Annotated in this window: 12 protein-coding genes; 7 read left to right on the forward strand and 5 right to left on the reverse strand. The window is 48.9% G+C overall.

Annotated elements, in window-relative coordinates:
* From AC1DLI_RS19180 to AC1DLI_RS19190, 3 genes are all read right to left on the reverse strand, one after another.
* Positions 1–993 carry an ABC transporter substrate-binding protein gene (locus tag AC1DLI_RS19180; RefSeq protein ID WP_477605368.1) on the reverse strand — a complete coding sequence of 331 codons (993 nt, stop codon included), beginning with the start codon at positions 991–993 and terminating at the stop codon, positions 1–3.
* Positions 994–1,273: 280 nt separating this feature from the next.
* Entirely contained in the window at positions 1,274–2,299 is a 1,026-nt protein-coding gene (locus tag AC1DLI_RS19185) for a CobW family GTP-binding protein (protein ID WP_477605370.1), read from the reverse strand.
* 166 nt (positions 2,300–2,465) lie between these two features.
* A complete protein-coding gene (locus tag AC1DLI_RS19190) occupies positions 2,466–3,371 on the reverse strand; it encodes a helix-turn-helix domain-containing protein (RefSeq protein ID WP_477605372.1) in 906 nt (301 codons plus the stop codon).
* Positions 3,372–3,616: 245 nt separating this feature from the next.
* Here AC1DLI_RS19190 and AC1DLI_RS19195 point away from each other — a divergent pair, with 245 nt between their 5' ends.
* Positions 3,617–4,456, forward strand: a complete 840-nt coding sequence (locus AC1DLI_RS19195; RefSeq protein WP_477605374.1) for a sugar phosphate isomerase/epimerase family protein — start codon at positions 3,617–3,619, stop codon at positions 4,454–4,456.
* Positions 4,457–4,496: 40 nt separating this feature from the next.
* Positions 4,497–5,510 carry a Gfo/Idh/MocA family protein gene (locus AC1DLI_RS19200; protein ID WP_477605376.1) on the forward strand — a complete coding sequence of 338 codons (1,014 nt, stop codon included), beginning with the start codon at positions 4,497–4,499 and terminating at the stop codon, positions 5,508–5,510.
* 77 nt (positions 5,511–5,587) lie between these two features.
* On the opposite strand, the gene AC1DLI_RS19205 is transcribed toward AC1DLI_RS19200, so the two are convergent.
* Complete coding sequence (locus AC1DLI_RS19205) at positions 5,588–6,424, reverse strand: helix-turn-helix transcriptional regulator (RefSeq protein ID WP_477605378.1); 837 nt, start codon at positions 6,422–6,424, stop codon at positions 5,588–5,590.
* 218 nt (positions 6,425–6,642) lie between these two features.
* Between AC1DLI_RS19205 and AC1DLI_RS19210 the strand changes: the two genes are divergently transcribed.
* Complete coding sequence (locus AC1DLI_RS19210) at positions 6,643–7,644, forward strand: Gfo/Idh/MocA family protein (RefSeq protein ID WP_477605380.1); 1,002 nt, start codon at positions 6,643–6,645, stop codon at positions 7,642–7,644.
* Between the two features lie 30 nt (positions 7,645–7,674).
* Positions 7,675–8,613 carry an aldo/keto reductase gene (locus AC1DLI_RS19215; RefSeq protein ID WP_477605382.1) on the forward strand — a complete coding sequence of 313 codons (939 nt, stop codon included), beginning with the start codon at positions 7,675–7,677 and terminating at the stop codon, positions 8,611–8,613.
* Positions 8,614–8,658: 45 nt separating this feature from the next.
* On the opposite strand, the gene AC1DLI_RS19220 is transcribed toward AC1DLI_RS19215, so the two are convergent.
* Positions 8,659–9,471 (reverse strand): helix-turn-helix domain-containing protein, encoded by an 813-nt coding sequence (locus AC1DLI_RS19220; RefSeq protein ID WP_477605384.1) that lies wholly within the window; start codon positions 9,469–9,471, stop codon positions 8,659–8,661.
* A 133-nt stretch (positions 9,472–9,604) separates the two neighbouring features.
* Between AC1DLI_RS19220 and AC1DLI_RS19225 the strand changes: the two genes are divergently transcribed.
* The 3 genes from AC1DLI_RS19225 to AC1DLI_RS19235 all read left to right on the forward strand — a co-directional run bounded on the left by AC1DLI_RS19225 (position 9,605) and on the right by AC1DLI_RS19235 (position 13,066).
* The gene (locus AC1DLI_RS19225) at positions 9,605–10,414 is read left to right on the forward strand and encodes a phytanoyl-CoA dioxygenase family protein (RefSeq protein WP_477605386.1); all 810 of its coding nucleotides are present in this window, start codon (positions 9,605–9,607) and stop codon (positions 10,412–10,414) included.
* A complete protein-coding gene (locus AC1DLI_RS19230; RefSeq protein WP_477605388.1) occupies positions 10,414–11,280 on the forward strand; it encodes a sugar phosphate isomerase/epimerase family protein in 867 nt (288 codons plus the stop codon). The genes AC1DLI_RS19225 and AC1DLI_RS19230 overlap by 1 nt, the downstream gene beginning before the upstream one ends.
* Before the next feature lie 442 nt (positions 11,281–11,722).
* Entirely contained in the window at positions 11,723–13,066 is a 1,344-nt protein-coding gene (locus AC1DLI_RS19235; RefSeq protein WP_477605390.1) for a glycoside hydrolase family 30 protein, read from the forward strand.
* The last annotated feature ends 9 nt before the right edge of the window (positions 13,067–13,075 follow it).

The raw sequence follows: 13,075 nt of genomic DNA on the forward strand, positions 1-13,075 counted from the left end.
TTACTTTTTCAAAAGCACCTTAGGAAGCTCATCAATCAGCCATTCCCTTGAAGTCGCGTCGCTGGAAGCATTTTGAATATCAAAGTTGTAAACCTGTCCGCTTTGTACGGCAGGAAGCTTTTGCCAAATCTCGCTTTTGATCAGATCATTGGTTAATTGCTGTGCTTCCGGGTCAACGGGATTTAGAATGAAGATGCGGTCAGCGGCGTACTGCGGCAGCAGCTCGGCTGATATTTCCACAAAGCCTGTTTCTTTATCGATGATATCCTGAATAATTGGCGTTGGTTTGAAGCCGCCTTCTTCATATAAAAATTGCGGAAGTCCGGCGCCCGCCATAATAAATAAGCGGTTACCCGGATACATGGTGAATACGGAGGCCGTCTCGCCTTCCTTTACGCCATTCTCGTGAAGCAGCTTCCACATTTCGGCCATTTTGGCATAGTGGGCCGTTAGCCAATCTTCAGCCTCCTGCTTCTTATTCAATAGGTCGCCTAACGTGCGCATCCGAACTTCCAGTTTATCAAAAGTATTGAAGGTTACGGTTGGAGCAACTTTAGCGATCGACTCATACTGCTGCTCATCCGAATTCGAAAATATGATGAGATCAGGCTGCATTTCCAAAGATTTTTCTACGCTTAACGGAAACCCTACATCCTCGACGTCCGCCAATTGATCCTCAAAAATTGTTCCTTCGATGCTGTTCTTTAAAACTCCGATCGGCTTTACGCCAAGAGCCAGCAAATCTCCTGTCGTTTCGCCGTGATAGATCACGCGCTGCGGCGTTACGGGCACTTCCACCTCATGTTTCGTCCAGTCGGTGAAAACGCGTGTCGTTTCCGCTGTTTGCTCGGAAGCGTCAGGCGTTTCCGCCGCTTCGGCAGCAGGGCTCGCCGTATTTTCCGAATTTGCTGCGTTGCTGCCGCAGCCTAGCAATAATGCCCCCATTAATGCGAATGTTGCCAAGAGTGCGGTAGATTTAGTTCCAGGATACATGTTGTTCTCCTCCGAATGATATTTTTAGATAATGATAATCATTATCGATATATACTAATCGTAATGGATAGAGCTGCTGGACTCAATGGACAAAAGAAAGACACGTTTTTGAGTTTGTCCAAACGCAGTTTATGCTTGCAGCTTTCCATACGGTCTACAAACTTTGAATTTAGAATTTAAGAGATGAAAAGAAAAGAAGGTAACGTTCAAGAAGGCGAAAAATAACCTTTTGAAGCGGTACCTTCTTTATGCACTTTACGCTGCCGTTCCATTAATCAGCTCATAGTCGTTCCATGCGTCTCCACTGTTCTTCCAGCTCCTGCTTGTTTAAGTCGATTCCAATCAATACGAGGTAGCATTCTCCCTGACGGGAGGTTTCCGTCCATGTAAGTTGATTTCCTGCCAGCTGCAGCAGCATAACGGGGGAGTCGGGCTGCAGGCGGATGTAGCCTTTGGCACGAAGGAGCTGGTTTTTATTTTTTTGCAAATATTTCTCGATGGCCCTTCGGCCTGGAAATATACCCTCGGCAAGCGATATGGACAATGTCTGAACGCGTGAGAACGAAGCGGTTTCAATGTCCACGTGCCCGGTGCGGCTGCTATGTAAAGAATCGGAACGGGAACCTGCGGCCGGCGTATGCTTTAAAATCCGGAAGTAGGAAGCGGTCGCCGAGGCGGGTTGGCGTTCCTGCTTCACGATATCTGCAAGCATAAGAGAAGGGTTAACCTGACTATGAGTAGCAGGGATTACAACAGCAGTTGAATTATGTTTGAGAAGCAGCTCGCCGATTTTCTTGCGCTTGGCAGCAGATGCGAGATCTGTTTTGTTCAAAACCAAAATATCGGCGGTTTCCATTTGGCGGCGGAGTGTCCGGATTAATGCTCTGTCTGATTCAAAAAAGCTGTTGTAGTCCAGCACGTTCTCTGCATCGAGCACGGTAACGATTTGTTTTAAGTGAACGGACGCACGGATTTCGGGCTCGGTCAGCACATCTGCGATTTCCTCAGGATTTGCCACGCCGGTCAGCTCGATGAAAATAACATCAGGCCTGCTTAGGCACAAGGTTTGAATGCTGGAAGCGAGCTCACTGCGCTTACTGCAGCAGACACAGCCGTCCAAGAGCTTCTCAACTTTCGTTCCGGAATATTCCTTCAAAATATGACCATCAACATCGAGCTGGCCAAGCTCGTTCATAATCACGCCGGTCTGCAAACCGGCTGCTTCGGATGCTGCTAACAGGCGAAGGAGCAGCGTCGTTTTTCCGCTTCCTAGAAAACCGCTAAGCACGATAACAGGGATTTTCAAATTAAATTCCTCTCCAGTTCCTATAAAATGAACGTTAATTGCTTCGGCAATAAATAAGATATGCAAATTAAACGTAATAATTACGATTATTTTACGATATCCGTGCTTTTACGTAAAGCAAGGAATGTCCGCCTGGAGAGGAGGAATTCATTAGTCGTCATACCCTTTATAAAATGCGCGACAGCTTCCGGTATTCTCGCGGTGAAATACCTTCAAGACGGCGGAAAATCCGGCTGAAGTAGTGAATATCGGAGTAGCCTACGCGGTCGCCGACCGCTTCGACGGACAGGTCCGTTTCGCGCAGCAGCTTCCTTGCCTCGCGATGTCGAATCGACTGCACATACTCGCTTGGCGGCATGCCGCAGGTTTGTTTGAAAAGCTTTGCTGAGTGGTCGACGCTTAAATTCATGTTTTCCGCGATGCTTGTATTCGTCCAGGGGGAAGAAGGCGAAGCTTCAATTCTTTCCATTAGTTCGACAAGCTTTCCTCCATGCATCGAAGCCGGAGAAAGAGCGCGTATTCGCGGGGAACGCAGCAGCTGAGCCAATATGTTCAGCATAAGCGCCTTGCAGACGAGCTCATATCCAAACTGACGCATCGTAAACTCGTGTACGAGCTGCTCCATCAGCTGAACGCATGCGAGCGGGGGCGTATATACCGGATTTTGGGACAAAGCCGGGAGTCCTTCAACATTCGGCTCGTAAGTAAATTTATGAGGCTGGACATCGGATTCGTTTACAACCATATCAGCCTCCGTCTGGATATCTAGCTCATCAAAGAAATCGAAATGAATCCCCAAAAAACGTGCGTCCGAAGCGGAGGTAATTTCATTTTGGTGATAGACCCCCGAGGGTAAGAAAATAAGCTGGCCGGCGTCTAGCTTATAGCGTTGGCCATGCATTCTAGTGGCCGCTGTGCCCTGGCAGACGTACAGCAGCTCGAAATCATACAGTCTTCGCTGCGGCAGCACCCCGGTAGGCATGCTTTGGAATTGTGCGTAGTGAATGCTCGGCGACCATTCTTGGAACCGGGCTTTGCGCTGTTTCGGAAAGTCGGATGCAGTGGTATCCAAGTGAGCGGCTCCTTCCTTGAAATAAAATAAAAGAACGGAATTGTCCAAAAAATCGCTCTTTCCGCTAAATAATTTTGGGATTTAATCATTTAATATATAGGTATTATCACATGTTACTGCTTAAGCTTCAATAGCACGTAATTAGACAAAAAGAGTCTGAATCCAAGGTTTTTCCACAGGAACGTGTAAAGGGCTATTCAGTAAGCTGCCATTGATTTAATCCATTAGTATAGGAGGCAATATCCATGAAAAAAGGAATTAACATCTGGTCGTTTGCAGATAGTTCAACGATCGCGGATTGCATTCGCTTGGCGAAGAAGGCCGGTTTTGACGGCATCGAGCTGTCTTTGAACGAAGCAGGCGAACTCAGCCTGGCGTCATCGGATCAGGAAGTTCGGAGGATAAAAGAGATGCTGGCAGAGGCAGAGCTTGAAATTGCCGGATTGGCGACGGGCTTATATTGGTCATATCCCATGACAAGCGGGAACGAGGCAACGAGAGAGAAAGCCATCGATGTGTGCAAGAAGCAGCTGGAGCTTGCAGCCGCGCTAGGCGTCGATACGATTTTGGTCATTCCCGGCGCGGTTGGCGTTGATTTTATACCTGGCAGCGAGACGGTCGATTATGAGTATGCTTATGACCGGGCGCTTGAAGCGATTGGGAAATTGGTCCCTTATGCGGAGAGCGCAGGCGTATCCATCGGCATCGAGAATGTTTGGAACAAGTTTTTGCTCTCGCCCCTTGAGCTGCGCACATTTATTGATGCGCATGGTTCCAATTATGTGGGCTCGTATTTCGATGTCGGCAATTCGCTGCAGAACGGGTACCCCGAGCACTGGATCCGGATTTTGGGCAGCCGTATCAAGAAGGTTCACTTTAAGGATTACCGCCGCGCTGCGGGCGGCTTACATGGCTTCGTTGATTTATTGGCAGGCGATGTGAATTATCCAGCCGTCATTGCGGCATTGGAGGCCACTGGCTACGACAACTATGTGACGGCAGAGATGATCCCGCCTTACACGCATTATACGGAACAAATCATTTTCAATTCTTCCCAGGCAATGGATGCCATCTTGGGACGCTAGCGCTAGTAAACATTAATTGAAGCGAAGAGGAGATGCTGTCATGCTAAAGGTTGGTATTATCGGTTTTGGTTTTATGGGACGCATGCACTTCGATAATTATGTCCGCCTTGCGGCGGAGGGGGAGCCGGTGCAGTTGGTCGCCATCTGCGATCTTCTGATCGGGGAGCTGAAGGATGGCAAGGCTTCAGGCAATATTGCGACGGAGCAGGAAGTGTACGATCTCACGCCGTACCGCCTGTACGAAAGCATCGAAATGATGCTGGAAAACGAGCAGCTCGATATCGTGAGTATTACGCTGCCTACTTATTTGCATGCGGACTTAACCTGCAAGCTGCTTGAGAGAGGGATACATGTATTGTGCGAGAAGCCTGTGGCGGGCAGCTCCGAGGATGGCTGGCGCATGGCAAACACCGCAAAGAAGACGGGGAAAACCTTGATGATCGGCCAATGCCTGCGTTTCTGGCCGGCTTACGAGTATTTGAAATCCGCGGTCGAGGATGGGCGTTACGGCGCGGTTACGGGCGGTTATTTCTTTAGAGGCTCCGGTGCGCCGAAGGGATGGTTTCTCGATGGCAGCAAAAGCGGAGGATGTTTACTGGATATGCATATTCATGATGCGGATATGATCCACTGGCTGTTTGGCAAACCGGATAAGGTATCGGCAATTGCCCGTAATGTCATACCAGGCAGCGGCTATGATGCGGTATCTACTCATTATATATACCCCGACGGTAAGGTGCTGAACGCGCAAGCGGACTGGACGCTCGAAGGAGACTACGGGTTCTCGATGACTTACCGCGTCAATTTCGAGGGCGGAAACCTCGTTTTTGAAAATGGGCAGCTGAAGGTGAATCCGAAGCATGCACCGGGCTTTATCGCGGAATTACCGGAGGAGATGGGCTATTACCGGCAAATCAACTATTTCGTCGAATCGGTTTATAAGGGGCAGGCTGTATCGATTTGTACGCCGGAGAGCGCGGTCGGCACGCTGGAAATAATAGAAGCAGAACTGCGTTCAGCGGGCAGCGGCGGTTCATTGGTGGAGCTTCTTTAACGTGAACATATACATGAATAGGGATGAGAAGCTGCATATCTTAGCGCAGCTTCTTTTTTTTTGCTCTGCATTGCTATTCAAATACCATAGAGCTGGCGGTAAACGGTAGGCGTCATGCCCTCATGCTCCATAAATCTTTTGTTAAAGTAGCTGACGCTCGGATAGCCGGCATCAGCAGCAATCTGGCCGATATTGGCGTCCTTCCGTTCGAGAAGCCACTGTTTAGCCATCTGAAGACGGCTGCGGGTGATGAAATCCATGGGTGTCATTTCCATCACGTTTCGGAACAATTTGCAAAAATAATAGGGGCTGACGCCGGCTTGCTCGGCCCATTGCTCGAGCACGAAAGGCTGAGCCGCATCCTGCTGCATGAGCGGAAGCAGCTCTATGATGCGGTTACCGGAGCTGCTTGCCTTGCTGCCTGAAATCGGTACGGCCTGCTCGACGAATACGCTCAGTATCGCATAGGTTAATGCTGAAAGCTTAGTCGGTCGCAGCATACGATGCGTTTCCGCCTCGACGAGAAGCTCTTCATGAACCTGCACCCATGCGGCAGGCTGGCGAATCGTCCAAAGCTGGCTTTTATGAAAGCCTCGTTCAATCATATAGTCCTGCAAGCCGCTGCCGTAGAAATGCAACCACCTAATATCCCAAGGGTCATCCTTGCTGCTGTAGTAGTGCTGCCTCTGCAGCGGGAAATAGAGAACGGCCTCGCCTGCCTCGAGCGTATGAACTTTGCCATCCCATTCCACATAGCCTTTGCCGGAAACGACGTAATGTATATTGAAGTTGTTTAACGAGCCTGCTGTCCGAAGGGTGAAATGATCGGGATGATTCCAATAATTTCCGACCGATTCAGGAAAGCAAAAGAAAGGATTGTTTGGCAGCGTAAGCAGATGGCTTTGCCTTTGCATGTCGTTCACCTCGAAGACAATATTGTTGTAATGTATAACAAAATAATATCATTTTATTTTTTGAGAATCTACTTTAAACTAAGGGAAAGCGTTAGATATCCGATTGATTCTTATTTCATCACGATAATTTTTATGCTGCTATGAACGATAGCAGTGACGGTTATCTATGCTTGAAATCACAATATAGTCATAAAATTTCAGTTGAGGTGACGATAGTAATGACGACAAAAAAGCTTAAATGGGGCATCATGGGATGCGCGGGTATCGCGAAGAGAGCCGTTATTCCCGGCCTTCATCTCTCAAACTTAAATGAAGCTGCGGCCATTGCAAGCCGCGACGGGGAGAAGGCGAAAAAGACGGCGGAGGATTTGAACATCCCTGTCGCTTACAGCAGCTACGAAGCATTGCTTGCGGATGATTCCATCGATGTCGTATACATTCCGCTCCCAAACCATTTGCACCGTGAATGGACGATTCGGGCAGCAGAAGCAGGCAAGCACATTTTATGCGAGAAGCCGCTCGCTTTGACCGAGAAAGAAGCGTATGAAATGGCGGAGGCAGCCGCGAAAGCGGGCGTACTGTTGTCGGAGGCCTTTATGTACAGATACCATCCGCGGTATGAAATGATCAAGAAGATTATTGATGAGGGACAAATAGGCGAGGTTCGCGGTATTCGCAGCGCGTTTACCTTTAACAATGCAGGTCATAAGGAAAATGTCAGATATCGCAAAGAGTGGGGCGGCGGTTCGATTTACGATGTAGGCTGTTATCCGATCAATGCCGCGCGTCTGCTGCTTGGCAAGGAGCCTGAAGCGGTGACGGTGCAGGCGCTATTTTCGCCGGAGCATGACGATGTCGATATGATGGCTTCCGGTCTCGTAGAGTTCGAAGGCTCGGTTTCGCTCACATTCGATTGCGGCATGTGGGCTGCATTCCGCAACCCGCTTGAAGTGCTCGGCACGGAAGGGCTGATCGAGGTTCCTTCGGCTTACTTGTCGAACGAGCCTGGTCTCGCTAATTTTTACGTGAGCACGAAAGACGGGCGCAAGGAAATCGAGGTGCCTTTCATGAACACCTATACCGAGCAAGCCGATCATTTGGCGCGGGCCATCAGCGGCGGCCAGCCGCTGCAATTCGGAGCATCGGATGCTTTGAAAAACATGAAAGTCATTGACGCATGTCTGCTATCTGCTCGTGAACGCACACGAATCACGCTATAAATAATCAGATAACCGAGGAGGAAATTCATCATGGAATATATTAAAATCGAGGGCTCACCCAAGCAGGTTTCACGTTTAATGAAAGGCTCAGATTATTTTTATCATGATGCCTACGAGAAAGCGGCAGCAAATTTGGATGCATTTATGGCGATCGGCGGTAACTCGATCGATACCGCCCATATTTACTGCGGCGGCCAAAGCGAGGAAGTAATCGGGCGTTATATGCAGGAGCGGGGCAATAGAGAGCAGATGGTTATTTTGACCAAATGCGCGCATCATGATCAAAACGGTCCGCGTGTGAACAAAGAGGCGATAAGGAAGGATTTGGAAGATAGCCTAGTGCGCCTGCAAACGGATTATATCGACCTTTATGCGCTTCACCGGGATGATACGGCCGTGCCGGCCGGCGATGTCATCGATATTCTGAATGAGCATATTCAGGCCGGAAAGGTCAGAGCGATCGGCGTATCGAACTGGTCATGGCAGCGGATTAAGGAAGCAAATGAATACGCAGCGGATAAAGGGCTCGTTGGATTCTCGTTTAGCAGTCCGAACCTGAGCCTCGCCAAAGCGAATGAGCCGTTCTGGGCAGGCTGCGTATCCGCAGATGAAGAAACATGCGCTTGGCATGAAGAGCAGCAGTTCCCGCTGCTATCTTGGTCCTCGCAGGCAAGAGGCTTCTTTACGGGCAGATTCTCCCCGGAGATTCGCGACAATGCCGATTTGGTCCGTGTATTTTACAGCGATGGAAACTGGGAGCGGTTAGAGCGTGCCAAACAGCTGGCGGCGGAGAAAAATGTAAGCGCCATCCAAATTGCGCTTGCTTATGTGCTTAATCAGCCATTTCCAACCGTCGCGCTAATCGGAGCCCAAACAGCCGACGAGCTCCATTCCTGCGATGCAGGCTCGCTCATTAAGCTGACCAAGGCAGAGATGGAATGGTTGGACCTTGCTGCACAGAAGGTATAACAAGCAATAGCCCATTCGAAAAAGAAAAGAAAAGAAAAGAAAAGACTACTCCTTGGGGGTAGTCTTTTCTTTCTTGTACGTTCTTGGGCTGCTGCCGTAAGCTTTGCGGAATAACGCTGCAAAATGATTGTAATTATTAAAGCCGACATCGAGCGAGGCTTCTGTCGCCGTGCGTCCCATATGCTCCATCAATAACGCCGCTTGCTGGAGCCGCAGGCGATTCAGATGCTCCAGGACGCTTTCGCCCGTCTCCTGCTTAAAGAGATGAGAGAGCCGCGAAAGAGAAAGTCCAACGCTGCGGGCTAAATCCTCAAGGTGAAAGGTCTGATTCATATTCCGTGAAAGATACTGCAAAGCAAGTTCAATTCTCGGATCGAGCCGCTGTTCGAGAAGCCGGGCAGCGAGCAGGATGACCTCGCGCAGCGAGTTTTCGCAAAGCATATGCCAGAAACTGGCTTGCTCCCTTGAATCCGTTAAAATATCGCTAATCGCTTGCTGTACCCGATTTAGCATAGAGCCCTCGGGAATGGCCGCGATAATGATCTCGTCATTGGGCAGGTAGTCGATTTCAGGTAGTTTATGAAAATGCACCCAGTAAAAGTTCCAACGACTCCCCTTTGTTGTCCCATACTCATGCGGAATCCCGGAACGAAGCATCGCAATTTGGCCCTTGCTGCAGAACTTCTCAGCCCCAGGCGTACGCAAATACCCTTCGCCCTCTAACGTAAAGAAGAGAAGCCATTCTTCCATTCCATGAAGCCTTCGAAGTTTGTACGAATCGGATTCCTCGAAATGACCGCTTATAATAGAGGTATAAGATGAAAGTTGATCGGATTTCGGATTGCTGTACCTCGTCATTATAAGGTCCCCCCTGATTTATAAAAATAGCAGAATACCGTTACTTTTTAGCAGTAAGCTTGCTTCCCTAAAAATAACGAAAGTTCTATGATTATGTCAAGAAGAATCCATGTTTCCAAAGGAGCGAAATGCGATGACCAGAGCATTGAATGTCTTGAACGAAGAGCAAATTAATCATTTTCTTAAAGAAGGCTATCTGATAGTGAAAGGACTTTTCTCGAAAGAGGATGTTCGTACGATAGAAGAGAAATTCGAGGAAATCAGCCATCAGGTAATTCCCGGGCTATTTGAGCCTGATATAAATGGGAGCTCGGATGATCCTTTGAAACGTTTTCCGCGTGTGATGCATCCGCATCGATTCGATGACACCGCCAAGCAATATATGCTTCATAAGCCGGTTATGGAGGTATTGTCCGATTTGTACGGTGAGGAGGCGCTTGCAGCTCAAAGCATGTTTTACTACAAGCCGCCAGGCTCGCGCGGCCAAGCGCTGCACCAGGACAATTTTTATTTGCAGGTGGAGCCGGGCAATTGTATTGCGGCATGGACGGCGATCGATGCGGCCACAGAGGAGAATGGCGGACTGCTAATCGTACCAAAAACGAGCGAGCATGAGATTAGCTGCCCGGAGCTTGCGGATTCAACGGAATCCTTTACAACCCATTACGTGAAGCCGCCAAAGGATCAAAAAGCGATGCCGGTTATTATGGATAAAGGCGATGTATTGTTCTTCAACGGGAATCTTATCCACGGCTCTTACAGAAATAAGACGAAGGATCAATTCCGACGCGCCTTTATTTGCCATTATGCTAACGCTTCTGCCACACATATCAGCAATCATTACCGCCCGCTGCATCGTCAGGATGGAACGCTGGTCGATCTGGAAATCAATACTGACGGAGGGCCGTGCGGAGTGGAATTCGATATGGCGTATCCACACTAATGACGGAAACAAGACAGGATAAATTGCTAGTCGAGATGTCTTGGTGGGGAATGAATGGATTAACAGGCACAGCGGGGCATGCGTCAACCATTCAGGAAAAGGTGAAGTTAATTGCGGAAAACGGCTTTGATGGCATAAACGCGTTCATACCCGCTTCGGACGAAAGTACACACTGGAAGGAACTGCTTGAGCAGTACAGCTTGTCCTACAGCGTGAATGCATACCCGTCTTCTATTGAGGATATGGACAAATTTATGGAGAGCGCGGTTGCCTTTGGCAATGTCGGTTATATAAACGCACAGGTGATGAGGCCCTTTCTGATCGGAGATCAGGCGCTGGAGCTGTTGTCCGGCATCGATGCGCTGTCAAGGCAGGCGCGTATTCCGGTTTTTGTCGAGACGCATCGCGGCACCATAACGCAGGATTTGATTCGTACCAAGCAATTTTTAGAGGCGCTTCCAACACTCAGGCTGACGATCGACTATTCGCATTATGTGGTAGCCGGCGAGCTGCATACGATATCTCCCGAAGCAGAGGAAATGCTGCAAGGCTTGCTGCCGAACGCGTACAGTATCCATACGCGTATTTCAAACGGGGAACAGATTCAAATTGATCCCGGCGCAGCGGGAGAGCACCCGATGCTTCCCCATTTTGCAAGATGGTGGGAAAGCGCAATGAAGCACTGGCGTTTGGGAAATAGGCGTCCAGGCGATAAATTTCCTGTTGTAATCGAGCTAGGGCCAGCGCCATACGCGATCACGGTGGATGAGGCAGCTTCCAGGCAAACCGAGGTAAGCGACCGTTGGTCTCAGTCTCTCTATTTGAAGCAATTGGTGAAGCAGCTTTGGCGGCAGGAACGATTATAAGGAAAACCCGACTAGGACAAAGCAAGTCCGGTCGGGTTTTTTTGATATATAAGAATTTATATGTTTTCACATATAAATGTGCTTATATATCTCCGCGAAACGACTGCTTTTGCCACAGAGGACGGCGACAGCCGTTTACGCTTGCATACCGAATATTGGAGAACTACTCATCATCCCCTTCTACCGTTACTTCTAACGCAAGGGATTCTACCTCGCCGCTAAAGCTCCGTCCGCTTGCCTCATAGGTAAAGCTTGCCCACCATTAATTGTCTGCTGCATACATAAATAAAGCTGCTTTCGACACAATAGGCGTGACAACGATGCTGTAAATCATCCGGTGGTTTAATATTGTCCAAGCGCAGGAACTAATTTTGTCCAATTAAACGCTTTCATTTAGAGGTTATAATGAAAAAAACGCTTACAAGGAGTTGGATTTGCGGTTATGAAGCAGAACAGGATACAATGGTTTTCAAGCACGGAAACCATGTCTTGGTTAGAGAAGCCTATTCTTGAATCGGAAATAGAAAATGCCAATCTGACAATTACGGACGAACAATTTCAGCTGCTGGAGGGTTTCGGAGGCTGCTTTAACGAGCTGGGTTATGCGGTGCTCCAGCACTTATCAGAGGATGACCGAAGCCGCGTGATGCACGCGCTTTTCCATCCGGACGGCGAGCATGGCTTTAGTATTTGCCGGCTGCCGATAGGCGCAAGCGATTACGCGTTGGAGTGGTACAGCTTAAATGAAACCGATGGCGATTTGGCCATGGAGCATTTTTCGATAGACCGTGACCGGGAGTATCTGATTCCCTATATTAAAGAAGCTTTGAAGCAAAATCCTGATTTGAAGCTGTTTGCTTCCCCATGGAGTCCGCCAACCTGGATGAAATTTCCGAAATCCTACAATTACGGAACGCTGCGCTGGGAAAAGGATATCTTGGAGGCGTATGCTCTGTATTTTGTTCGATTTGTCGAAGCCTATGCAGCTGAGGGGATTACGATACACCAGGTGCATGTTCAAAACGAGGTAGTGGCGGATCAGAAGTTTCCTTCCTGCGTTTGGACGGGTGAGCAGCTTCGCGAATTTATTCGTGATTACTTGGGCCCCGCCTTCGAGCGGCATAATCTGGATACGGAAATTTGGCTGGGCACAATCAACGCGCCCGAAGCTTGGGATGAATGGCTGAAGAAAAAGGAAACGGATTTCAACGGCTACGCGAATACGGTACTAAGCGATCCGGAAGCCTATAAGTATGTGAAAGGCGTAGGTTACCAATGGGCAGGAAAGCATGCGATTCAGCGGTCAGTTCAGAGCTACCCGGAGCTTCGCTACATGCAAACGGAGAACGAATGCGGCGATGGCGAAAACACATGGTTCTATGCAAGGTATGTGTTCAATCTCTATCAGCATTATTTCACGAACGGTGTTAACGCTTATATTTATTGGAATATGGCGCTTGAGCCGAAAGGAAGAAGCACATGGGGGTGGGAGCAAAATGCCATGCTTACCATCGACAAGGAAACTAGATCCGTAACACAAAATCCGGAGTATTATGTGATGAAGCATTTTTCACATTTCACGACGCCGAATGATAGACGAGCCGGTTTAAAGGGATCGTGGGCAGGCAATGCGATCGCCTTCAAGAAGCCCGACGGCACGCATGTTTTGGTCCTGACGAATCCATTCAAAGAACAAAGAGAACTGCGCCTAGCCGTAGGCGGCAAGGTGAAGCTGTTCCAGCTTGAGCCCGAATCCTTTCATACGATCGTAATCCCGTGCGGATAACGAGTGCAT

It is taken from the genome of Paenibacillus sp. 01T443, assembly GCF_056398325.1.